General features: G+C 49.2%; 17 protein-coding genes. 8 read left to right on the top strand and 9 right to left on the bottom strand.

Going from position 1 to position 25,135, the window contains the following annotated elements; genetic code table 11:
* Positions 1 to 64: 64 nt before the first annotated feature.
* Positions 65 to 1,246 carry an exo-beta-N-acetylmuramidase NamZ family protein gene (locus GJR95_RS33530; protein ID WP_162390008.1) on the bottom strand — a complete coding sequence of 394 codons (1,182 nt, stop codon included), beginning with the start codon at positions 1,244 to 1,246 and terminating at the stop codon, positions 65 to 67.
* A 355-nt stretch (positions 1,247 to 1,601) separates the two neighbouring features.
* Here GJR95_RS33530 and GJR95_RS33525 point away from each other — a divergent pair, with 355 nt between their 5' ends.
* From GJR95_RS33525 to GJR95_RS33505, 5 genes are all read left to right on the top strand, one after another.
* Entirely contained in the window at positions 1,602 to 2,828 is a 1,227-nt protein-coding gene (locus tag GJR95_RS33525; protein ID WP_162390007.1) for an ABC transporter permease, read from the top strand.
* Between the two features lie 209 nt (positions 2,829 to 3,037).
* The gene (gene aqpZ, locus GJR95_RS33520; protein WP_162390006.1) at positions 3,038 to 3,745 is read left to right on the top strand and encodes an aquaporin Z; all 708 of its coding nucleotides are present in this window, start codon (positions 3,038 to 3,040) and stop codon (positions 3,743 to 3,745) included.
* Between the two features lie 357 nt (positions 3,746 to 4,102).
* Positions 4,103 to 7,447: a methylmalonyl-CoA mutase family protein gene (locus GJR95_RS33515; protein WP_162390005.1), complete on the top strand. Its 3,345-nt coding sequence runs from the start codon at positions 4,103 to 4,105 to the stop codon at positions 7,445 to 7,447.
* A gap of 202 nt (positions 7,448 to 7,649) precedes the next feature.
* A complete protein-coding gene (locus tag GJR95_RS33510) occupies positions 7,650 to 9,356 on the top strand; it encodes a sialate O-acetylesterase (protein ID WP_162390004.1) in 1,707 nt (568 codons plus the stop codon).
* Between the two features lie 130 nt (positions 9,357 to 9,486).
* The gene (locus GJR95_RS33505; RefSeq protein WP_162390003.1) at positions 9,487 to 10,590 is read left to right on the top strand and encodes a glutaminyl-peptide cyclotransferase; all 1,104 of its coding nucleotides are present in this window, start codon (positions 9,487 to 9,489) and stop codon (positions 10,588 to 10,590) included.
* A gap of 106 nt (positions 10,591 to 10,696) precedes the next feature.
* Here the strand turns inward: GJR95_RS33505 and GJR95_RS33500 are convergent, their stop codons facing one another.
* Together GJR95_RS33500 and GJR95_RS33495 are read right to left on the bottom strand one after the other, a co-directional pair.
* On the bottom strand, positions 10,697 to 13,210 hold the full coding sequence (locus tag GJR95_RS33500) for a PspC domain-containing protein (RefSeq protein ID WP_162390002.1): 2,514 nt from the start codon (positions 13,208 to 13,210) through the stop codon (positions 10,697 to 10,699).
* Between the two features lie 21 nt (positions 13,211 to 13,231).
* On the bottom strand, positions 13,232 to 13,642 hold the full coding sequence (locus GJR95_RS33495) for a PadR family transcriptional regulator (RefSeq protein ID WP_162390001.1): 411 nt from the start codon (positions 13,640 to 13,642) through the stop codon (positions 13,232 to 13,234).
* Positions 13,643 to 13,918: 276 nt separating this feature from the next.
* On the opposite strand from GJR95_RS33495, the gene porU2 reads away from it, so the two are divergent.
* Both porU2 and GJR95_RS33485 read left to right on the top strand, forming a co-directional pair.
* Complete coding sequence (gene porU2, locus GJR95_RS33490; protein WP_162390000.1) at positions 13,919 to 17,932, top strand: putative type IX secretion system sortase PorU2; 4,014 nt, start codon at positions 13,919 to 13,921, stop codon at positions 17,930 to 17,932.
* Positions 17,932 to 19,014 carry an acyltransferase family protein gene (locus tag GJR95_RS33485; RefSeq protein WP_162389999.1) on the top strand — a complete coding sequence of 361 codons (1,083 nt, stop codon included), beginning with the start codon at positions 17,932 to 17,934 and terminating at the stop codon, positions 19,012 to 19,014. Before porU2 ends, GJR95_RS33485 begins: the two co-directional genes overlap by 1 nt.
* 9 nt (positions 19,015 to 19,023) lie before the next feature.
* Here GJR95_RS33485 and GJR95_RS33480 read toward each other — a convergent pair whose 3' ends face one another.
* Positions 19,024 to 19,686: a thiamine diphosphokinase gene (locus GJR95_RS33480; RefSeq protein ID WP_162389998.1), complete on the bottom strand. Its 663-nt coding sequence runs from the start codon at positions 19,684 to 19,686 to the stop codon at positions 19,024 to 19,026.
* Positions 19,687 to 19,830: 144 nt separating this feature from the next.
* Here GJR95_RS33480 and GJR95_RS33475 point away from each other — a divergent pair, with 144 nt between their 5' ends.
* Positions 19,831 to 21,000, top strand: a complete 1,170-nt coding sequence (locus tag GJR95_RS33475) for a glycosyltransferase 87 family protein (protein ID WP_232540946.1) — start codon at positions 19,831 to 19,833, stop codon at positions 20,998 to 21,000.
* On the opposite strand, the gene kdsB is transcribed toward GJR95_RS33475, so the two are convergent.
* The 5 genes from kdsB to GJR95_RS33450 all read right to left on the bottom strand — a co-directional run bounded on the left by kdsB (position 20,983) and on the right by GJR95_RS33450 (position 25,109).
* Positions 20,983 to 21,738: a 3-deoxy-manno-octulosonate cytidylyltransferase gene (kdsB, locus tag GJR95_RS33470; protein WP_162389997.1), complete on the bottom strand. Its 756-nt coding sequence runs from the start codon at positions 21,736 to 21,738 to the stop codon at positions 20,983 to 20,985. The genes GJR95_RS33475 and kdsB overlap by 18 nt on opposite strands.
* 86 nt (positions 21,739 to 21,824) lie before the next feature.
* Positions 21,825 to 22,532, bottom strand: coding sequence for a phosphatase (locus GJR95_RS33465; RefSeq protein ID WP_162389996.1), 708 nt, complete (start codon positions 22,530 to 22,532; stop codon positions 21,825 to 21,827).
* A gap of 78 nt (positions 22,533 to 22,610) precedes the next feature.
* Positions 22,611 to 23,462, bottom strand: coding sequence for a 3-deoxy-8-phosphooctulonate synthase (gene kdsA, locus GJR95_RS33460; RefSeq protein ID WP_162389995.1), 852 nt, complete (start codon positions 23,460 to 23,462; stop codon positions 22,611 to 22,613).
* A gap of 12 nt (positions 23,463 to 23,474) precedes the next feature.
* Complete coding sequence (gene lspA, locus GJR95_RS33455) at positions 23,475 to 23,978, bottom strand: signal peptidase II (RefSeq protein WP_162389994.1); 504 nt, start codon at positions 23,976 to 23,978, stop codon at positions 23,475 to 23,477.
* A gap of 27 nt (positions 23,979 to 24,005) precedes the next feature.
* Positions 24,006 to 25,109 (bottom strand): iron-containing alcohol dehydrogenase family protein, encoded by a 1,104-nt coding sequence (locus tag GJR95_RS33450; RefSeq protein WP_162389993.1) that lies wholly within the window; start codon positions 25,107 to 25,109, stop codon positions 24,006 to 24,008.
* Between the last annotated feature and the right edge of the window lie 26 nt (positions 25,110 to 25,135).

The raw sequence follows: 25,135 nt of genomic DNA, 5'->3' as shown, positions 1-25,135 counted from the left end.
GGGTGAAAGAACGAAAAGTTGGTAGCCGTTTTCCGCTCATTCACCCGTCACTCGTTCGCTCTTTTCAGGGGTATAGCACATATTTCTTCCGCATGACTTTATACCCATCCAGCGCTGGTTGCCAGCTTTGCCGGATTTTATCTTCCGATACGCCAGCGATCATCTGCAACCGAAGTTGATCGGTGCCAGCCAGTCGGTCAATACCGCCGTTGGCCAGGAAAAACTTACCTTTATCGCTGGCTTTTTTATAAAAGTCGAAGAAATAATTCAGCATCATTTCCTGCTTCGAGATAGAAATTGCCGATAAATCCAACCCATAGCAAAGCAGTCCTTCCAGCGGTGGGTTTATTGCCCCAGGTTTGTCTACCGGCGTAAATGTGTATGGACCATATTTTGTGTAGGGAGAGCCAATAACCTGAAACTGTTTGTCAGTACCACGCCCAACACTGACGACCGTTCCTTCAAAAAAGCAGAGTGACGGATACAGCAATACAGCCTGTTGGTTCGGCAGGTTCGGAGAAGGTCGTACCGGCAACACATAGGGCGTCTGATGCGTGTAATTTTTGACAGGCACTACGGTCAGTTTACAGGTTTTACTGCCAGACAACCAGCCTTCGCCGTTGATCATCCGGGCCAGTTCGCCAACCGTCAATCCGTGAACGACCGGAATTGGGTGCATGCCTACAAATGATTTAAATTTCGGGTCCAGCACGGGCCCATCGATGAAGTGACCATTGGGATTCGGACGGTCCAATACAATGAGTGGTTTATTCGTCTCGGCACAAGCCTCCATAACGTAATGCATCGTACTGATGTAGGTATAAAATCGCGTTCCTACATCCTGAATGTCGAAAATGACTACATCCAGCGAGTCCATCTGGGCGGGCGATGGCTTCCGGTTCTGGCCATATAACGAGGTGATGAAAACACCCGTGCGTGGATCACGGCCATTGCTGATTTTCTCGCCATCGGTAGCTTCCCCACGAAATCCATGCTCCGGCGCAAAAATGGTCTTAATCGTCACACCACGTGCAATCAAACTATCGACCAAATGCGTCGTACCAATTCGCGACGTATGATTGACGACCATGCCAACGCGTTTTCCCTGTAAGGCGGGCAGATATAGCGTCATTTGATCAGCTCCGGTCTGGAGGGGCCCTGTCTGACTAGACTGGCTATAGGCGTTTGAGAGCAGACTACAGGCGGCAATGAGCAGATAGGCAAAAATCAGGGTAAGGTGTTTCATAAGTTGCGAAAATGAGTTTCAGGGTTTTATGGCTGAAGTAGCAAAATAAGTGGGTTAATCCATCGGCAGGCAGGCTATCGATTCGAACCTTGGATTGGGCATATAGGAAACTAGTAAATAAGAGCGACAAACCCAGGACCAGACAAAGGCCAGTTAGGGATGATTTGAACCAACAAGCAGACAAATCTCCCCGTTGCGAGAGCGATAAAGCCATTATTGACAAATTGCGTTCCGTAAAACTCTTACTTTTACACACTAGAACAAAACAGTTGTTGGTCAGGCGTCGTTAGTGATCAGTCACTAGTTGCCCAGGCTTTTCCGTTTACGCACTTGACTAACGACTAACCACTCCGTTTTGAACGTACCTATATTTCTGGCTCGTAAGGTCCGTCACGCACCTGAGGGCAGTTTTTCAGCTACCGTTACCCGCGTCGGGATAATCAGTATAGCACTTGGTCTATCCATTCTGATCGTGGCATTTGCCGTATTGTTTGGATTCAAAAATACCATCCAGCAGAAGATATTTCTGTTCGGCGCTCATTTGCAGGCGAGTAAATTTACCAATAACAGCTCCTATCAGGAAACGCCCATTGCGCTCAACACCAAACTTTATCGCGATAGCACCCAGATTCCGGGCGTTCAGCATATTCAGGCAGTTGCCCTGAAAGCAGGTATTCTGAAAACCAGCGACGAGTTGACAGGCGTGGTTCTGAAAGGCGTAGGCAAAGATTATGACTGGAATCTGTTTCATGGTTCAATCGTAGCCGGCACCGTGCCAACCGTGGGAGCCGATACCGGAACGGGATCGACACAATTACTGATCAGTCAATACATGGCCAATCAGCTACAGGTAAAAGTAGGTCAGAACGTACCACTCTATTTTCTGGGAAACCCACCCCGCGCCCGTAAAATGACGGTGGTGGGCATCTACGAAACGGGACTGGAAGAGGTTGATAAAACCATTGCGCTGGGCGATATACGGCTCATTCAACGCCTGAACAAGTGGGGCCCGGATTCGGTCGGTAGTTATGAGATCTTTGTAAAGGATTTTAACAAACTGGATGCCACGGCCAACAACATTTTTGACGAAATGACGCCCGATATGCGCCTGACACGGGTAACGGATCAGTACCGTCCGCTCTTCGACTGGATGGTACTGCTCGACCGTAACATGGTGATCTTACTGGCCCTGATCACGTTTGTTGCCTCCTTCAATATGGTGTCGGTGTTATTGGTTCTGATGATGGAGCGAACACCAATGATTGGTCTATTAAAGGCCCTGGGCGGTTCAGATCCACTTATCCGGCGTATGTTTTTGTTCGTTGGGCTGAACATGGTCGGCTGGGGATTGCTCATTGGCAATGTTGTTGGACTGGGAATCTGCTTTATTCAGGATCGCTTCAAACTGATTCCCCTCGACCCCAAAAACTACTTCATGAATTATGTCCCGATCGTCTGGGACTGGCCAACGATTCTTGCTCTGAATGGCGCAACGATTTTGCTGATTGCCTTTGCCCTCTGGCTACCGACGTTCATCATTAATCGGATTCAACCGGTAAAAGCCCTGGCGTTTAAGAAATAAATCAAATCAGGATTTTCGCCAATCCCCGTGCTATGCTTGACCGTAGCATGGGGGTTTACGCAGGTGTGAGCAATCGTGTTCATTCCTGCTGATAGACTATGCTTATATCCTATAATTTATATATACTTTTCCTTTAATTGTTACTTTGCCAAATTCTCTCGTCCCAAAAGCCATGTATTGTTTTTATTCAACTATTTACCGTTAATCTTATGAAAAAATATCTGGCTGAACTAATTGGCACCTTTTCACTTGTGTTTTTGGGATGTGGTGCTGCCGTTATTTCCGGCATTTCATCTACGGGCCCTATGGGAATTGGCTTGTTGGGAATCTCGTTTGCATTTGGCTTAACGGTCGTTGTCATGGCCTATGCCATTGGCCCTATTTCGGGTTGCCATATCAATCCGGCAATCACTATCGCCATGTTGGTGGCGGGTAAAATAAAGATCAACGATGCCGTGGGCTACATCGTCGCCCAGTTGATCGGCGCTACATTGGCCTCTTCAGTCTTATATATTGTTCAAAGTGGTGCGCCTGTGTTCATGATGAACGAATGGGCGCTGGGTTCCAATGGCTGGGGGCAAGGGTATCTGGGTGCCTACAATACTGAATCAGCGTTCATAACGGAAGCTGTAATGACGTTCCTGTTCCTGTTAGTCATTTTCCACACGACCTCTAAATGGGGAAACAGCACGATGGCAGGGTTAGCCATTGGATTGACCCTGGTACTTATTCATTTAGTAGCGATTCCTGTTACCGGTACGTCGGTCAATCCGGCGCGTAGTTTTGGACCAGCTATTCTGGCAGGTGGTAAGGCCTTACAACAATTATGGCTATTCATCCTGGCTCCTATCGTTGGCGGGGTTCTGGCCGCACTTACCTGGAAAAGTATATTTGAAGACGCTGTTCCAGCACGATAAAGCACTTTTTTTTGATCTAAAGTTATTCCACCGCTGGATGGCAGACCGTGATTTTATCTGACAAAACAGTTAATCACGGTCTGCCATCCAGCGGTGGAATAACTTTGCGCTATGGCCTGATTTTTATAAAACCAGGACTTCCGCTGCTAAGCGTGCCACGATTACTGTTGATGTTCCTAATAACCGGGGCACGCTTAGCAGCGAAAGTCCTAAAAACAGGAAAACCTCTTATCCTTACGAGTAAGTATGCAAAAGCCTGGTACATGGCAAAGTTCACTTAAAAAGGATTCCTATTTGCTTCGTAACTTTGGTACAATTTCACGAAGTAACAGTAATAAATAAATTCTTGCCTGTGCTATGATAGCTCAACGATCGGAAACCAAGCAGCCTGCATCATCACCCTTCACGCATAAAATTCGTATTGTAACGGCGGCTTCACTATTCGATGGTCACGATGCTGCCATTAATCTGATGCGTCGGTTAATGCAGGCATCGGGTGCTGAAGTTATTCATCTGGGGCATAATCGTTCGGTTGCCGAAATTGTCGATTGTGCTATTCAGGAAGATGTGCAGGGAATTGCTGTAACGAGTTATCAGGGCGGTCATCTGGAGTTTTTCAAATACATGTATGACCTGCTGAATGAACGCGGGGCCGGGCACATAAAAATTTTTGGCGGTGGTGGTGGCACAATCCTGCCATCCGAAATTGCCGAACTACAGGCTTATGGCATCGCCCGTATCTACTCCCCGGACGACGGACGAACAATGGGGCTTCAGGGTATGATCGATCACCTGCTGAAGCAGTGCGATTTTGAATTACCAACCCCGGAGAACCTTGCGTCTCCAGGTTCACCCAATCAAATTGCCCGGCTCATCACTACCGCCGAGAATACACCCGACCAATTTCCGCATTCACTCATTCAGCCATTCACTCAATCAATAAAAGTTCTTGGCGTTACCGGTACCGGAGGAGCCGGAAAGTCGTCGCTGGTGGATGAGCTGGTGCTCCGTTTCCTGCGTACATTTCCGGATAAAACACTGTCAATCATTTCGGTAGATCCTTCCAAGCGCAAAACAGGCGGAGCTTTACTGGGCGACCGCATCCGAATGAATGCCATTAGCCTACCTGCCGGGTCGGCGGCCCGGGTATATATGCGTTCGCTGGCAACGCGTCAATCGAATCTCGCCCTAAGCCGACACGTGCAGGACGCTATCGATATTTGTAAGGCCGCCCAATTCGATCTGATTATTGTTGAGACATCGGGCATTGGGCAATCAGATACCGAAATTACCGAACACGCCGATAAAACGCTGTATGTAATGACAGCCGAATATGGTGCAGCCACCCAGTTGGAGAAAATTGATATGCTCGATTTCGCCGATGTCATTGCCATCAATAAGTTCGATAAACGCGGATCATTGGATGCACTTCGGGATGTTCGCAAACAGTACCGCAGAAATCACAACCGCTGGGACGTACCGGATCATGAACTTCCCATTCTCGGTACAATTGCGTCTCAGTTCAATGATCCGGGCATGAACGCCCTGTTCGACCGTTTGATGGGTTTATTAGGTATGGAGTTCGGCGCAGGGAGCGTGGAGTCGGGCACTAATTCGAGCCAGATTCCTCAGCCGATCATTCCGCCCGACCGGGTGCGGTATTTAGCCGAGATTGTGGAAGAAAGCAGACGCTACAACGCCTTTGTCAACGATCAGACGAAGCTGGCGCGACAGCTCTATCAAATTGATGGAACACTTAAGCTTTTACCTGAAAATCCGCTTAAGGTCCAATTACAGAACCTATATGCCGATTTAGAAAGTCGGCTTAGCGCAGACTGCCGCAACTTGCTTCATCAGTGGCCCGATGTACAGAAACGCTATTCGGCCGAGTTCTACGAGTTCACGGTTCGGGATAAAGTCATTCGGCAACCGCTCTATTCAGAAACACTGTCTCATTTAAAAATACCGAAAGTTAGTTTACCCAAATACCACGATTGGGGCGATGTGTTAAGATGGTTACTGACCGAAAATGTACCGGGCGAGTTTCCGTATGCGGCCGGGGTTTTCCCACTCAAGCGCGAAGGCGAAGATCCTACGCGGATGTTTGCGGGCGAAGGTGGCCCCGAGCGCACGAACCGACGATTCCATTATGTGTCGAAAGACCTGCCCGCAAAACGTCTCTCAACGGCGTTTGACTCCGTTACGCTTTATGGCGAAGATCCGGCCATGCGGCCTGATATTTTCGGTAAAGTCGGCAACTCAGGTGTCAGCGTTTGCACGCTCGATGATGCCAAGAAACTCTACTCTGGTTTCGATCTTTGCGATCCGGCTACATCGGTCTCCATGACGATCAATGGGCCCGCACCCATGCTACTGGCTTTTTTCCTGAACGCAGCCATTGATCAGCAATGTGAGAAGTGGCTAAAAGAGCAGGGAACCACAAATGGTGCACCAGACATTCAGACTGAGATTGTTCGATACCGGGGCGAATTGCCGGATGGGAATGATGGGCTGGGACTGCTGTTACTCGGCACAACCGGCGATAAAGTGTTACCGCCTGAGGTGTACGAAAAAATCAAAGCCGAAACGCTCCGAAAAGTGCGCGGCACAGTACAGGCCGATATTCTGAAAGAAGATCAGGCACAAAACACCTGCATTTTTTCGACGGAGTTTGCGCTCCGGATGATGGGCGACATTCAGCAATACTTCACGGACAACCGTGTTCAGAATTTCTACTCCGTTTCAATCTCGGGCTACCACATTGCGGAAGCGGGTGCGAATCCGGTCTCACAGTTAGCGTTTACGCTATCCAATGGCTTTACGTTTGTTGAATACTACCTCAGCCGAGGTATGAACGTAGATGATTTTGCCCCAAACCTATCGTTTTTTTTCTCGAACGGTATGGACCCGGAATACACCGTACTGGGCCGTGTTGCGCGCCGGATCTGGGCGAAAGCGATGCGCAATAAATACAAAGCCAGCGAACGCTCCCAGAAACTCAAATACCACATTCAAACATCGGGGCGGAGTCTGCACGCACAGGAAATTGCCTTCAACGACATTCGTACCACCCTTCAGGCGCTACTCGCTATTTACGATAACTGCAATTCACTCCATACCAATGCCTACGACGAAGCCATAACAACCCCAACTGAGGAGTCGGTGCGTCGCGCCATGGCTATCCAACTGATTATCAACCGCGAATTTGGGTTAACCAAAAATGAAAATCCGTTGCAGGGCTCGTTCGTCGTTGACGAATTAACTGATCTGGTCGAGGAGGCTGTTTATCAGGAATTTCTGGCGATCAACGAACGGGGCGGAGTATTGGGCGCTATGGAACGAATGTACCAACGCAGTAAGATACAGGAAGAGTCGATGTATTACGAAACGCTGAAACACAACGGCCAGCTACCTATTGTAGGTGTCAATACATTTCTGGCTTCCAGTGGCTCGCCAACCCTCGTTCCGAATGAGGTGATCCGGTCGACAGATGACGAAAAACGGTACGCAGTAGAATCGTGTCGGGCATTTCAGGAACGCCACCACGCTGAGTCGATCACTGCTCTGGCCAATTTACAGGCAACGGCCTTAGCAAATGGCAATATTTTTGACAGCCTCATGGAAGCATCTAAAGTATGCTCGCTAGGCCAGTTATCAACTGCTCTTTATGCGGTAGGCGGACAGTATCGCCGGAATATGTAGCAGGTCAATTCCTGGGGAGGAAAAAACCATATCCCACACATAATCAGCCCATTACCAAATAAATATCTTCTAATTTTAACTAGTTTTTAATATAACGAGCCAGAATAGCCGTATTCGTAGACAATACACGGCTATTCTGGCTCGTTTTTTGTGCATTAAATGTACAGCCTCTGGCATTAAGTATCCATACTGTTCATTAATCATGGATTTCCTGCGACGTTTACTAAAAACGGCTATACCCCTATTATTCTTTTTACCTCATACTCTTTTAGCCCAATTGCAGGTAACTTTTCCTACCAGCCGATTGGTCATTCAACGAAATAATAACAATCAGGCCAATGTACCTATTGTTGGGCAGTGCCCCACAAATGCCACCCAGATACAGGCACGGCTAACCGTACGACAGGGAGGCTCTTCTACGGGATGGATAACGCTGGACAACGCACCGGCAAATGGTGTTTTTCAGGGTTCATTGACGGGTATAACAGGCGGCTGGTATGATCTTCAGGTAAAGGCGTTTGCCGGGAATACCGAAATTGCGTCTACCTCAATGGATCGGATCGGAGTTGGCGAAGTATTCGTTACGGCTGGGCAATCAAACTCATGGGGTGTAAACTGCTACACGGGCCAGGCCAACGATGACCGGGTCTCAATCATTAATTACTGGACGGGGCAGGCTGGTCAGTTCTCCGAAAACTCGTTACCCTTTAACGTCAGTCACGCCGATTTATCAAGCGGCATTGCCAATACAGGCATGTTTCCGGGGGCTTATCTGTATGTCTGGGGCGCCCTGGGCGACAGACTGGTCACTCAACTTGGTGTGCCGGTTATGTTTTATGGAGCCTCTTATTCGGCAACCAACTCCAAGCACTGGGTACACTCGGCCAATGGGGAGGAAACTTATTCAAACCTATCCCAAAATATGCCGTATCGGGTTTTGGGCGTAACCATTCTGCATTACCTGAAACGCACAGGTGCCCGGGCTGTTTTGTGGCATCAGGGCGAGGGCGATAACTATTATCAGACTTATAATGATTACCTGAACAACATCAACACCGTTATCGATAAATCGCGCACCCAGCTGGGTTTTGGCAATCTGAGCTGGGTTGTTTCGCGGGTTAGTTACATTCCGGCGGCTTTGGGTAATGAATATGTCAACCACGAAACCGACCCAAATATCATTGCAGCCCAAAACACACTGGCCAGCCAGGTTAATAACTGGCAGGGACCGGCAACTGACGGCATGATTTACCCAACTTATCGCAAAGGAGATAGTTTTCACCTTCACTTTGATTCAGACGACTGCCCTGCTCTGATCGATGTGTGGAGCCAGGCCCTGCCAGCAAGTTATTTCAACAACACCCAGCCTTCGCTGCCGAATCGGACAGTTCTGCTCACAACTGGCTACGTTTTTCCGTTCACGACCAATCCAGGTCAGAACGTTCAGGTACCCTATTTTTCGCGCGTCCCGGTACGAGTCGATAACCAGTACCAGGTAGAGATGCTAAGCGAAACCGGTTGTACGCTGGCTACATTGACTTCAGGAATGGGCAATCCATTGTCGATTACGCTGCCCAGTTGGGCTAATGGTCGATACCGTTTCCGGGTTAATTCGACGTCGCCAGCAATCGTGGGTGAACTTAGCGAACCGATAACGATCAATGGTTCGGGAAGTGGTTTGCCCCCTGGCCTTCCAGCGCATGTGTTAAGCACGGTTCGGAATGGAAACTGGAATGACCCGCAGGTATGGTCCTGTGGCTGGCTCCCATCGTCAATCGATACCACCGAGCTAAAACATGTCATTACGTTGCCAACAGGCTATCAGGCTCATACGGGTCTGCTACGGTACAACAACGGCGCGCAATTAATTTACCAGAACGGAGGTATGTTGCGAATTGGCCAAAATTGACGTGTAGCATGCCTATATTCAGGAAATAGCATTAATTTGTCTGCGCAGGTAAGCATCTAAATTACTTGTAAGTCATGCCTGGATTCGACGGTTTTGGGCATTCTAACACAAAATACCCTTAAAAAAACTAATGTTGAATTGGCAAATTCGGTATCACGTTCGTTACTCTCTATTTATTATCCTCGTCTGTTTAGCAGGCTTCTCCTGCCAGAACACGAAGAAAGAAGCTACAACACCCGATGATCTGGAGAAACCATCAATAACAGCCCTCGTTAACACTACCTATAAGCTTGGCGATACCATTTCCATTCAATTGAACCAGCCACTGAGCCAGGCAACCGTCATGATCGACGATAGAGCAGCCGACATCATTCAACGGACTACAAATGCGCTGCGGGTGAGATCTACCGACCAAAAATTAGGCTTACATCAGTTGGTAATCAGTGGTACTACAGCGACTAAAATCTCTTTTTCTGACACGCTAGGAATCGAGTTATGGTCTGATGTTACTCCGCCTACTCTTCTCTATTCTGTCATAAAAACTTATCCCCATCAGGCCAGCAGTTTCACCCAGGGCCTGGAGTTCAATAACGGTGTTTTATATGAAAGTACGGGCTTAAATGGCCAGTCTAACCTGATGCAGGTTGATCTGCCTACGGGATCGATCATTAAATCTGTCCCTTTAGCTACCCAGTATTTCGGAGAAGGAATCACAATAATGGACGATAAAATTTATCAGCTAACGTGGACATCCGGGGTGTGCTTCCGCTATTCGATGAATTTTACGCTGGAAAAGACGTTTACGTATCCTACCCAGGGGTGGGGATTGACCCACAACGATTCGTCGCTTATTTTGAGTGATGGCTCAAACCGGCTTTATTTTCTCACTCCTGATTTTCAGCGGAAAGGCGAACTGGCTATATACGATCATCAGGGTCCAGTTATGAATCTCAATGAGCTGGAATATGTAAATGGGTACGTATTCGCCAATGTCTGGCAAACCAATCGAATTGTCCAGATCGATCTGAAATCCGGAAAAGTTGTCGGGTATCTCGACATGGAGCCTATTCTACCAGCCGGGATCGACACAAAAGCCAATGTACTTAATGGTATTGCTTTCCAGTCAAGGGAAAATGCGTTTTACCTAACGGGTAAAAATTGGCCTGCCTTGTACAAAATACAGCTACAGAAAGCACTAAAAAACAAGACGCTCAATAGGGTGGCGCGTCGCTAACGGCGTTTCTACAATCCTGAACAGAAAAGCGACAAAAGCCAACAGGTACCTGATTGCCCGGCAATCAGGTACCTGTTGACTTAATGACTCAGTTACCAATCCAAAACTATTGCCGTGTTACTTTACTGGCTCCTGATGTTTCGGAATCGAGCGAACCGACCTGGCCCATGGTTGCATGACTGGCTCCGCTGGCATCAACCGACGCTTTGTCGATATGCATGCTCGTTGCTTCAACCTTACTGGCTCCATTTAGCTCGGCATCAAGTTGGTTTGCATGACCACGTAAAACGGCATTTGAGGCTCCTGACAGATTTATTGTAAGCTTCTCAACCGAGCCATCGAACACGGTACGGCAGGCACCACTCATTTCGATGTTCAGATCATTATACTTGTCGAACCCAGTCAGACTGGCCTTTGATGCACCCGACAATTTGAGTTCGTCAATCGACGGAACCGTAATCGTCAGACCGATGCGTTTGCGGTTACTCCAGTCAAATATTCCGTTGCGATCGATCGACACCTTCAGGGTATTGCCATCAACTTTTACACTTACATCGTCCAGATCTTTCTCACGCCCATCGGCCACCACTTTGTAGGTTGTGCCTTTGCGGAAACGAACAACAAACGCACCACCAACGTCTACTTTCGAAAAATTATTGACATTAAACTGCCGGGTATGATCCCCGATATGGTCGAAGTCGTCACCCAGTTCGCTGGATACCGCGTTCTGCACATCGTCCGTAAGATCAGTCACGTCGTTGTCTTCATCGTCGTAGCTGCGGTCTTTCTCCCGTGGGTAGTTCAGACAAACCAGTCCTTCATCTTTCGTGAACTTCCAGACACTGGATGGCATCCGGTCGATCTCCTTCCCGCCGAATTCGTTTCGAATAAACCGGGCGAAATCTTTAGTCATGCGGAAAGGCTTTTCGTACGGAATCATGAGATCCATATCCAGATCCTGCGCCCGGAAATGAGCTCCTGGCTGCAACTCTAATGTATTGTCGAAACGAACCGTCGAATCTTTGATCATGTAAGCGTATTTGATCTGGCGAGCATTGGCCTGTGCTTGGGCCCGGCTCGATCCTTGCGCTTTAAAATGCTGGACCAGATTCAGAGCAGACCCATCGTAGCCCTGAAGTTCGATAGACACATGCCAGTTATCGCTATCCAGTTCGTTGAGGTCGAAGGCCGGAATAGCCGCTGGCACAGCCAGCACTTTCGTTTCTTCGACCGTTCCCCGGCGCTGGAAGCTGTTGATCAGCGGTGCGGCTGTACCGGCAAAGATAATCAGGCTTACCAACCATACCCCGGCAATTGTTAAGGCTGTCCGGCTGCTCAATACATTACGGGTTGTGATGAGCATGACACCTAAAATGGCTAATCCAAAAGCGGGAAGAAAACCAACCAGAAAAGCAGACAGAACCATTGGGGCGGTTATATCAGCCCGGAATAACTCAAAAGGAAAATCGCTGTTTCCGAAATTGCCACCCGATCCGATACCGATCGATGCACCCAGCACGGCCAGACAGGCAACCATCAAGGCGAACGCCACTACCAGCATTAACAATCCGGCAAAGACCCGGATAATGGTCAGCGTTCCGTTCAGAAGCGGCCCAAGCGCACTACCAAGTCCGCCGATTATCGTGGCAATGGCCCGAAACGGAAAGAGCAACACCCGCGTCAGCGTACTTTCATTATTGGGTGATTCATTAATATTCAGATTCTGCTTGATGCTGTTTTCGATGTTCGATAGTGTGATCGGTTGCCCCTGCATTTCCATTTTCTCGGTCAGCGTATTCGCCTGTGGCGCAATGATCCACAGAACGAGGTAGAGCAGGAAGCCAACGCCAAAGAACACGATACCCAGCACAAACAACAACCGGATTATACCCGTATCGACGCCAAAGTAGGCTGCAATCCCCGAGGCAACCCCGCCCAGGACTTTATCTTCGGGATTTCGGAAGAATTTCTTGACGGTTTTATCTTCTTCAATACCCATTGTGCCGGGCAGGGCAATCCACATAGCAATGTAGACGATGAACGTGAAACCCGAGACACCAGCCCCAAACCCTTCGCCAATAGGCGGCAGAGCCAGGAATAAAACCAGGAATATCAGGCGTACCCATACGACATCCATGTTGAAATAATGGGCCAGACCAGCCGCAACGCCACCGAGCGTTTTCCGGCGCAGGTCACGAACGAGTCGGCGTGGACCCGTATAGGCACCTCCCGTTGGTTGCGAATAAGCGCTGGCTCCCTGAGCAGACGACTGTTGTCCACTGCCAGAAGTTGGCTGTCCGCTGTTAACCGCCGAATTGCGACCTCCGCTGGTAACGAGGACTTCCTCCTCTTCCACGGCTTCGAAATCAGCAACAGTACCCATTGCCGCAACGAGTTCATTTACGTCTTCTACAGAAACGGCCTGTTTATCGGCAGCTTTCAGCTTAGCCAGCAGTTTCTCGGCGATCCGGTTCTCGATGTCGGTTACAATTTCCTGACTGTCTTCGTAGGTCGAAAAGTACTGTTGTACCGACGTCAGGTAGCTCTTCAATTTGTCGTAGCCGTCCTCTTCTATATGGAAGATGACCCCACTTATATTAATGCTTATGGTCTTTTTCATGGCGCTAGAGAAGAGAATAGGTTAAGCGGTGGTTGAAGGATTGGTTGGATCAGCAGAACTCGTCATGGGAGCAGCATTGCCGTTCGTCGGTTTTTTATGCTGCGCGGTTTTACCAATAATTGAGTTGACGGATTCGGCAAGCTCCTGCCAGGTTTCGTTTAGCGATTCTAAGGAATTTCGTCCCAGATCGGTCAATATATAATATTTGCGTGGTGGCCCTGATGTCGATTCCACCCATTTATAATCGAGCAACCCTGCGTTTTTGAGCCGGGTTAGCAAGGGGTAAAGTGTACCTTCCACCACCATTATTCGGGCAGAAGTCAGTTCATCGAGCATATCGGAGGCATAAACCTCGCCCCTCGATATGATGTGCAGAATGCAGAATTCCAAAATTCCCTTTCGCATCTGCACCTGAGCATTTTCAATATTCATCGGTGTATTGATTTAAGTATAGGCCCGGTCCGGTGCTCCGGTTGTAACGGCTATGAATTTCAGATGGCAACGATTAATGCGGGCTAATCCACCGACGGATAATCATCATCCAAAATCCTTACAACAAAGGTAGTATAAGGTACTATGCGATGCAAGGTACCTTTTTAAAAATTTTAGCTCTGTAGTATAAACGGCAAAAAAAAACGGGTGAATGGCTCACCTAATGTATAGTTGGAGCCGACAAATTTGTAACTTTATTTCTTATTATGATTCTATATGCTCCGTAACACCCTATTTGCTCTTTTCGCCCTCATTTTCGCCCATTATTCCTGGGCCCAAACTCCGCTTCCGGGGAATGAATGGATTAATTATCAGCAGGCTTATTATAAAATTCCGATTGTCCAAAACGGCTTATATCGAATTACTGCTGCTGAATTACAAAAAGCGGGAATACCCATAAATTCAATCGATCCGGCAACAGTTCAGCTCTTTCACCGGGGTCTTGAACTGGCAATCTATATGGAAGGTGCAGCCGACAATAAGCTCGATGCCAGCGATTTTCTGGAATTCTATGGTCGCAGAAACGATGGCGCCCAGGATTCCTTACTTTATCGGCCCATCAATGCCCAGCCACATCAGTATTATAACCTCTTCAGCGACACGACAGCCTACTTTCTGACCTGGCGGCTCGATGGCAAACCGGGTAAACGAATGGCTTCCTATACGGACACCGACTTCACCAACCTGACGCCCGAAGCCTATCATTGGGAAGAAGAATTGCGCCTATTTACCGATACCTATCCGGGATGGGCAGCTGGGATTCCGCCAAAAATCGAATACAGTCATTTCGAAGCGGGAGAAGGTTATACGGGTGTTATTCAGCAAAAAGGTAAATTTTACGATAATCTATTTTCGACCAGCAATGACTTCCGGGATGGTCCCGCACCACAGCTCGATCTGCTGCTGGTAGGTCGCGATTACATTAATCATAAAGTAGAATGCCATGTTGGCGCTGTAGCCAGCGCCCGGCGGATAGTCGATTCGCTGCGTTTCCAGTTCTATACTAATGCCCGTCTTGCTACCGATTTGCTCTGGTCTGACGTAGGCTCAGATGGCCGGGTTCTGGTTTCGACGGTTTCAACGGGCGAAAACTACACGGCCGACCCCTATTCAGTATCCTATATCAGACTGCGTTACCCCCAACGATTTGTGGGCAATAGCCAACCACTGCGTACCTATCGACTCATTCCCAATCCAAGCGGGCGTTCGTTGATTGCCCTCGACAATGGACCGGCGAATTCCCGGTTCTGGGACATTTCCGATCCAGCGGCCCCCATCCGGGTTGGCCCTACACGTTCAGGCACCTCGGTAAAACTGGTTGTACAAAATACCGAAACCAGCCGGACCCTTCTAAGTTGTAGTCAGCCTAAAGCCGTTTCCGCCATTTTACCCGTTACGTTTAAAAATTGGTCTGGCCGCAAGCCTACTTACCTCATCATCAGCCACGAATCGCTCATGAAACCAGCTGCGGGGCAACCCGACGCGGTGAAAGCCTATGCCACTTATCGGGCCTCCGTAGCAGGTGGCCAGTATGACACGTTGACAACAACTGTTCAGCAGCTATTCGATCAGTTTAGTTATGGCGAACGGCATCCGCTGGCCATTCGTCGTTTTGCCGACCAGATGCTCCGGCAAAGCAACGGGGAAGCCAACCGCCCACGTTATCTGCTGCTGATCGGTCATAGCCGTGGCACGCCGGGCGTTCGGCGTGATCCGAATCAGGCCACGATCGATCTGGTACTTACAGCTGGTTTTCCGGGTTCTGACATCGTATTCACGGCTGGTCTGGATGGCCAGCCTCAGGATGTCCCCGCTATTCCGACCGGTCGAATTAATGCCACAAGTCCTCAGCAGGTTATCGACTACCTCAACAAAGTAAAAGAATTTGAGTCTACGCCTGTTGCCCAGTCCTGGCGTAAAAAATTGCTTCATTTGAGCGGTGGTAACAATCCGAGCGAAGCCACTATGTTCGAGGAGTTGCTGGAAGGCTACGGCAAACGGGCAATGGCCGAATCGCTCGGGGCGACCATAACGGCAATTACGAAGAAAACCGACAATCCGGTTGAAACGATTAATGTGGCGAAGCAGGTAAACGAAGGTGTCGGCCTTATGACCTTCTTTGGCCATTCGAGCCTTGATGTGACCGATCTGGATATTGGTTTTTGTTCCAATAATGCCTTAGGCTACGTCAATAAGGGCAAATATCCGTTGATGCTGATCAATGGCTGTGCCAGCGGCAACATATTTTATAGTCGCCCAACATTCAGCTCTGATTGGGTTCTCACTCCCGATCGGGGTGCCATTGCCGTTATCGCGAACAGTCATCTGGGGTATGTAGACGTGCTGGACCGGTACAGCAGGCACTTCTACGACCTGTTGGCCGACAGTATTCAACTCAACAGATCGATTGGGCAAATTCAGCAGGAAACAATCAGGCGTACATTGGCGCAGGTACCCGGCGGATGGGATTTATCGAATTCGCAGCAGATGGTGTTGCAGGGCGATCCGGCCATTCGGCTCTTTCCGTTTGATACACCCGACTATGCCATTGCTGCGGGTGGGCTCGCCATTCGGGGCCAGGGCAATCAGAATCTGACAACCTTGAGTGATTCGGTACGATTAACTGTTGTGGTAGAAAATTACGGTCAATATCGGCAAGAGCCATTGCCAATCCGAATACGCCGATTAGTCGATGGCCATGAATCAGGGATCTATAACCTGTCGCTCCCCCACTCGGTTGCTTTCCGCGACACAGTTACCCTAAGCTTGCCTAATGACCGCAATGCTGTTGGTCTGAATCAAGTCGAGGTAATTCTTAATCCGGTCGGGGCAGTGCATGAGCTTAACCGGGATAATAATCGGGCTTTGGCCGAATTTACGGTTATTGGACAAGGACCTGTCCTGATCTACCCACCCCTATCTGGCACCGTAAGCACCCGCACCATACGACTAACCGCCCAGTATCTGACCAGCGGAATTCATACGTTCGATCTGGAACTTGATACAACCGCCCGGTTCGATACTCCAAATAGGCTCAGCCAGCGAATCAGGGCCGAAACGACCATTAGCTATCCGGCAACGCTGGCAGCCCAACCACAAACTATGTATTACTGGCGGGTTCGGGAAGCCGATTCGACCCCGAAAGAATGGGTAACCGGTTCGTTTCTAATTGATCCAGCCAGTACGGTTCAGGGGTTACCCGAAGGGCAGATCCGGCTTACCAATACACTCCCGAATGACATTCGGCAAGGCGATGTTGTTACCCTGCCAATCGAGTTTACGAACCTCGCGCCCTATGTTTTTACGGATTCTCTGACTGTACTACAAACAATCTACGCTGCAAATCTGGCGCAACCGCTCGTAACCCAATGGCGGATAGAAGCACCGACACCCACCGATACGGTGCGTCTTACTGTGCGTATTCCAACCGAAAAACTGCCGGGCGTAAACCGGTTGATTCTGACAATTAATCCCCTCATTCTCCCGGAGTCTTCATTTATCAATAACACACTTGATTTGCCGATAGCCGTTCAACCCGACCTGTTTGCTCCTGTGCTCGAAGTAGCCCTCGATGGAACCCGTATCGAAGACGGCGCGCCCATTTCGGCTCAACCGATCATCGATGTAGTCGTTGCCGACGAGAACCGATCATTAATCCGGCGCGATACAGTTGGTATCGGCCTATTTTTACAACGACCCGGCAGCAATACCTCGTTTGAACGGCTTAGCTGGCGCAACGCCATTGTTCGGCCAACGAATACCGATAATATCTTTCGAATACAGTATAGATCTCCAATACTGGCCGAAGGGCTCTATCACGTACTGGTTACGGCCCACGATGCGGTAGGTAACGCGGCTGCCCCCTATCAGGTAAGCTTTCGTATTATCAATGATCGGAGACTTACCGATCTGACGGTTTATCCAAACCCGTTTCGCGACCAGATAAAGTTTTCGTTTCAACTGACAGGCGATAAAGCGCCCGATTCAATCGAACTGACCATCTCCGATCTGCATGGGCGTGTAGTTCGTAGATTAAAAACATCTCAGGGAAGCGTTATTGGCCACATTGGGCTAAATGAATGGCTATGGGATGGACACGCCGATTCGGGAGAGTTGCTCCCCGCCGGATTGTATCTGTATCAGTTAACTGTTCGCGCAGCCGGACAGAACTGGCCTATTGCCGATGGGTTGAGTGAAAAATTGCGCGGCCGGATCATCCTGACACGCTGATGTTTGCCACGAGTACGCATCCATCAACCAGCGTTGGTCTATATGTACCCGCTTTGACGGGGTTGCGGGCGGTAGCGGCCTATCTGGTTTTTCTGCATCATTATAATCCTGTCGCAACCGACGGGTGGACACACCAGCTGATAGCCCAGGGTTACATTGGTGTTACTGTGTTTTTCGTGCTCAGTGGTTTCCTGATTTATCACCGATACGCCGAGTCGTATTTCAGCAGGACACACTGGTCATGGCGCCTGTATTACCAGAATCGATTCGCCCGAATTGTTCCGCTCTACACCCTGCTTCTGGTGTTGACAAGTGGCATTTCGATTGTCCAGGGTAAGCCAGCACATTGGTTCGACTTTGTTCTCAACCTAACCTTGGCTAAAGGCTTATTCGAGCCATATAAATTTAGCGGAATTGCCCAAAGCTGGAGTCTGACGGTTGAGGAATGTTTCTATCTGGTAGTGCCCTGGCTATTCGTTCTCCTTCGGCGCTGGGGGCCATTTCTGCTTACAATCACTTTGGTAAGTCTGGGCCTGTTTTTATGGCTGACTATTGGTGCATTGAACTGGCACGGTCTTTTCGGCAGTTTCCCGTTCGTGCTCTTTTACACGTTTTTCGGGCGGTCGTTTGAGTTCGTAACGGGTATGTGGCTCGCTCATCGATGGGATCAGGACAAACTCCCAGGTATTCGTCATGTCACGAGCAAGGGTTTGTTGCTGATCTGTAGCTGCATGGGTTGGCAGACATACATAGCTCGTATAATAACAAATTCAGAAATGCAGCTATGGAGTGAGGTCGTCGTTTACAATTTTATCCTCCCTGTTGGTATTGGCCTTTTGTTACTTGGGCTGGTTCAGGAGCCATCTGGTCTACAGCGATTTTTAGCCCATCCGATCATGCAGGCATTGGGTCGAAGTTCTTACGCGTTTTATCTGATTCACATCGGCGTTATTGCCAGACTAGTGCAACACATGATAGGTGGTTCGAATTCCGGAGTATTGTTTGCGTTGCTGGTGCTTATTGCTCTCAGCTTATACACCTGGATTGAAAAGCCCTTGCAGCGAAAACTACGGTCAGGGTAATTGCTGAAATCAATCCCAGCACTCCATAATCAGCAAATCGCCGGTTTGGGCCTCGATACGCACGAACCCATCTTCGGCCGCTTCGTTGCTGCTACTGGTTCGGTAGCCGAGCGTCAGGGTAGCATCCTGAAGATTGTATTTTAAGCCTTCAGACGTAAAACCGGTTACGGTTCCAACCGGAATCAGTGATAGCGGTGTTCCGGCTTCATACCATTTTTCAAATCGACCAACGAGCGGGAATATTTTAGAGTGATCATCGATCATCATAATCCGAATCTGGTCTTTATAACGAACAATATTGGTCATGTTCGTCAGGCTGTGGTCGGCCCGGCGACCGGTAGCCCACACAATATTGACGGCTGGAAAACCGCGTTCGATCAGGTATTCGATCCCTTTGTCAAGATCCGTTTTTTCCTGATCGGGCGTATGAACAATGTCGAGGGGATACTGCTGGGCCCGAATCAAATCCAGGTCTATGTTATGGTCGAAATCGCCAAGTAGCACGTCTACTTTTATACCCAGATCGAGCACCCGCCAGATGGCACTATCGAGCACAACTACGGTTGGGCTCCATTCCAGAAGTTGCCCCAGGAGTTCAGGCTGGCAGGCTTCGCCGTTGGCAATCAATAAGGCAGGCTCCTGCTTTTCGCGGACAATGTGATGAGAGGACATAATCAGACAAAGATAAACCAGCCAGTTGTATCAATTCGGCACTTTCGCAAAAAGCCGTACCACAGTTTATAACCATGCACGGCTTTTTGCGAAAGTGCTACAATAACTGATTAATTTTACGGAAAGTAACGAACCTTCCTGACTTTGCAGCGCGTCCTCCGTTTTTTGACCTTACCCCGTACTATTGGGCTTTATATCTTTCTTTTCTGCCTGGTGGCAGTTCAGAACTATCTCCTGGGATTCGGCAATTACAACAACTACCTGATGTTTGCCAAGCCGTTCCATAACCTGCTTCTGGACAAAAGTATTTACGGTCTGCATCCTAACCTGTATTTCGACAATTACAAATACAGCCCGACCTTTGCCTGGCTGATGGGCCCATTCTATTACCTTCCCGATTGGCTGGGCATCATCCTGTGGAACCTGCTAAATACACTCGTGCTTCTTGTGGGAGTCTGGTTCTATCTATCCGACGAAAAGGACCCCGCCAAACAACGGCGTACGGCTCTGTTGATTATTATTCTCGAAGCGTTGATTACCGCTCAGAATCTGCAAAGCAACAACCTCATTGTGGGCGCTATGCTGCTTGGCCTGTATGATCTCCGCAACGAGCGCGTCTGGCAGGCAGCCTTCTTTTTTGTCCTGTGCGGATTTATAAAATTTTATGGCATGGCGGCTGCGGGCTTCTTCCTCTTTTACCCCAAAAAGCCACAATTCATTCTGGCTATGATTGCCTGGACAATCCTGCTTGGCAGCGTTCCCCTCACCATGATCCCGCTCGACCATTTGCTGGCCGAATACCGCGAATGGTTCGATGTTATCGTTGTCAGCAAGTTAGGTTTGCAGGTGTCAGTGATGGGTATTGCACAAGCCTGGTTCGGTATGGAAAAAACCGACGGCAATTACCGCATCATCGAAACGATTGGTGCCATCCTGTTTCTGTTACCCTTTCTGCGGTTCGGACTTTGGCAGGATCGGCTGTTTCAACGGCGGATGGTCGCGTACTTTCTGCTGTTTATGATCGTCTTCAATAAAATGGCCGAGTCGCCTACCTACGTGCTGGCCGTAACGGGGGTGGCGTTATGGTGGATAACGCTTGACGCACCCACGCAACTGGATCAAATGCTGCTGGCGCTGGTCGTTATCTTTACATCGCTCTCCCCCACCGACATTTTCCCGGCGGTGGTTCAGCGGGAGTTATTCCAACCCTATAGCGCTAAAGCGGTGCCGTGCCTGTTGGTGTGGGCACGGGTGCAGTATCAAATCTGGACGCAGCCCCAAACAACCAGCCCTCAACTACTGCACGCTTCGTAAAGCCTTTTCTATATCTGCCGGATCATCGACACTCGGGGTCTGAAACTGCGTTTCAACCAGTTTGATGCGATATCCGGCTTCGAGCCAGCGTAATTGTTCCAGCGATTCGGCCTGTTCGAGCGGAGAAGGGGGGAGTTCTGTGATTTTCTCCAGAACATCAGCCCGGTAGGCATACAAGCCAACATGACGATGGTAAGCGTGATGCTGATGCCAGACTGCTGGGTCCAGACCCCATAAATAAGGAATGGCCGCCCGGCTGAAATACAGCGCTTCATTTCGTGCGTTGATAATGATCTTGGCCTCCTTCGGATTATGCAACAGCTCAGCCGAATCCACGGATGACATCTGCGTAGCCAGTTCGACAGTGCCGTCCAGAATAGCAGCCAGTTCATTGATCTGTTCGGGATCGATAAATGGCTCATCGCCCTGAATATTGATGATGTAATCCGATACACTTGCCTTTACTTCTTTTTCGGCAATGAGTCGGCTGTATGCTTCCCAGCAACGATCAGTTCCACTCGGATGATCGGTTCGCGTCATGATGGCTTCGCCCCCGAGCCGAAGAACGGCTTCAGCAATACGCTCATCATCCGTTGCGACAACAACTTTGTCCAATGACTGTGCTTGCCATGCCTGCTCCAGAACACGCTGAATCATAGACTTACCGCCAATATCGGCCAGGGGTTTTCCCGGAAACCGTGTTGAGCCGTAGCGGGCTGGAATGATACCGATTATCATGTTAGTAATAGATGTTGGATACTGGCTTTTAGATAAAGGGCCTGTCGATGTAAAAACGAATCGATACAATCAACTCCATCAGCCAATTAACTATTTTTTCGCTCCGGTCCATCCACGCCAACCGTCCAGTAGTCGGGTTCGATGGCCTGCCGTTGCTGATAGTATTGATCGTAAACGGGTCGGTAGCGAAGCCGTTCACCCATAACCGTATCGAATTGCCCGAGCAAACCCAGCATGAGTTCGCAGCCCTCGCGCACCGCAAACTGCCCGCTTTGGCAACCCGTTATATAGTCGACATACCCATTTTGAATAACGTACTTGGTAAACAATGGGTTAGCCTTCCGGCGAACCATGATCCGAACACCAGCTACCTCGGCAACGGATAGATCGAGCGCATCATCGAAGAAAAAGGCAACGTCTTTTGGCTGAAGATTATGCTGATCCAGAAAATGCGCCAGTACCTCAACCTTATTTTTTGCCTGCGAATAACAGGCGTGGAAGTGCTCTCTGCGAACAAGCGCATCGGCCAGGTTGTTGGTTACGCCCGTCACGATAGCCACGGCAGGCAGTTGACCGCCATGATGCAGCCAGAAACCGAATCGCAGCAGGTTCGTTCCCATCGAGTCGACTTCGCTGAACGAGCTGCTACCCGCTTCGGTTTTAATACCGTCGTTAAAAACGCCGTCCCAGTCGAAAACGATTGCCCGAATGGCTTTAAGTTTTTCCGTCAACGCATCGGCGGGCGTTACAAATTGACCGCCAAGCGCGGTGAAAGTCTGTTCTAGTTCAGTCATTTAGCAGACTGAAGCATTAAGCGTACAACATGAAGATACAGTTCTATTCTTCACGTTGTACGCTTAATGCTTCACTAGTTAGGCCAATTCTGGCAGGGTATTGCGGTATTTTACTTCAACCGCATGCAGTTCGAGCAACGGTTTCAAAAATTCTTCCAGATAACGAATATCCAGCTGACTGGCGGCATCACAAAGAGCTTCCGATGGGCAGGTATGCGTTTCAACGAACAATCCGTCGACACCAGCCGCCACACCTGCACGGGCCAGTACGGGTAGGTATTCACGGGCTCCTCCCTTCGCATCAGCTGAAGGAATACCGTACTTCCGGATGGCATGCGTTACGTCGAACACAACCGGATAGTTGGTACGGGCCATGTGGTAGAAGCTACGTGGATCGACCACGAGGTCGTTATACCCGAATGTGTAGCCGCGCTCGGTCAGAATGATTTGGTCGTTACCCGAATCTTCGATCTTTTTGACCGGGTGTTTCATGTTTTCCGGTGCCAGAAACTGGCCGTGTTTCACATTGACAACACGCCCTGTTTTAGCAGCAGCCACCACCAGCATCGTTTGCATACAGAGGTAAGCCGGAATTTGCAGCACATCGACCACTTCTGCAACGGGCGCACATTGATCCGGATAATGCACATCGGTCAGCAATGGGAAGCCGAACTGCTCCTTTACCTTCGCCAGAATCTTCATCCCTTTTTCGATACCGGGGCCATTGTAGTAGTTCAGGCTTGACCGGTTATCTTTCTGGAATGATGATTTATAAATGATCTTGATGCCGACCCGCTCCTGGATTTCCCGGAGTTGTTCGGCCACCGTCATCATGATTTTTTCGTCTTCGATAACGCAGGGCCCTGAAATGAGAAATAACTCATCCGACCCGCATTCGATGTCGCCAACGCGAACGATTTTTTGAGACATTGGTTTGTCGTTTTAAATTAGCTGGTTCTCATCCTTCCGGGTTTTCAGGAACGACGAGAGCAAAATAAATCCGGCTCCCAGCATGACCGACACATCAGCCATGTTGAAGATCCCGGTTTGAAAAATACCAAAGCTGATGTGCAGAAAATCTGTCACTGAGCCGTAAGCCATCCGGTCGATCATATTGCCGATGCCACCGCCAATCACAAAACACGCTCCGATTACAAACAACCGGGGTGTTTTGAATTTAACCAACAGATAAGCAAAACCCAGGCTTATTGCGATCAGAGGCAAGATCAGCAGCAATAGTTGTTTAAGAAATGGCGGTAACGATTCGCCCAAGCTCAGGAAAGCGCCAGTATTTTCAACCTTGGTTACTGTTAAATGGCTATCCAGAAGTCGAATGCTTTCCCCATAGCTAATCTTCTCTCTCACTACCTTTTTTGACACCTGGTCGCACCCGATATTTACCAATACGGTGAGTACAATAAGGAGGATTCTCAGTGAGCGTTTCATCAGTAGCCAGGGACTATAGTCTTTCTCTTACAACCGCCGGAACAGGTCTTTCAGCAGATCGATTGTAATCACTTCCTGCCAGTTGTCGCCGATGGCGTGCAGCCACATATGTGGCAGGTTGTACGATACATGCGCCATTTGTGTAATCGTATCATCGCTCCAGTCTTTCGATAAGTCCTGCGGCAAATCAATCTGATGATACGCCACCATTTGCTTAAATTCGGCTACACCCTGCGGATAGTAGTCTTCCAGGTGATTCATGATCAGACAATTGGCATAACAATGGCGAGTTCCCAGAATTTTCGACAAGCCGTAACTGAGTGCGTGGCATACCCCAACTTCAGAATAGGTCAGGCTTAAACCGCCCATCATCGAAGCAACCATCAGCTTATCGTCATTTTCCGGTGTCTGGCCTGAGTTTTCACCCAGATAGACCTCCCGGCAAAGTTTCATAGACTGCTCGGCGTAGGCATGTGAGTAGGCATTATTCATCCGCCCATTCTCCGACTCCACGCAGTGAATGTAGGTATCCATACCGGTATAGAACCACCAGTTACGCGGTACACTAGCAATCAGTTCAGGATCAAGAACGATCTGATTGAATACCGTCCATTCGCATTTCAGGCCCAGTTTTTTTTCGGGGCCAGTCAATACAGCGGTCATCGAAACTTCGGCGCCCGTTCCTGAAATAGTTGGCACACCAACATGATAAATGCCCGGTACTTTGATCAGATCCAAACCCTGGTAGAGCGTTGACGATCCTTCGTTGGTGAGCATCAGCGACAGCGCTTTGGCAATGTCCATAATGCTCCCACCGCCAATGCCAACTACCCCTGACGGCAATCCTTTTTTGGCCAGAATTTCGTCACGGAGCTGGTCGATCTGGTCCGTGGTTGGTTCGTGTTCTTCAACACTGAGGTAATAGGTCAGGTCTTCGTCATGAGCCGGAACGCGCCCTTCGAGCGGTTTGCCTTTGAAGTAGTTATCGACCAGAAAGACAAAATAACCCTCGTTGTCGGCCCGGCGCGGAGCCAGAATAGCATCAAGCTGATCGAAGCTACCCCGCCCGTAAACGGTTTTCTCGACCCCTTTGAAATTCTTATGTATGGTTTGTGTTGGTGCTGCTACCATTGTGTTGTTAAGCCATATTTACTGAA

This window comes from Spirosoma endbachense, assembly GCF_010233585.1.
In the GTDB taxonomy this organism is placed as follows: domain Bacteria; phylum Bacteroidota; class Bacteroidia; order Cytophagales; family Spirosomataceae; genus Spirosoma; species Spirosoma endbachense.
Note: the sequence above shows the minus strand (reverse complement) of the source record. Positions and strands in the feature narration are given on the sequence as shown.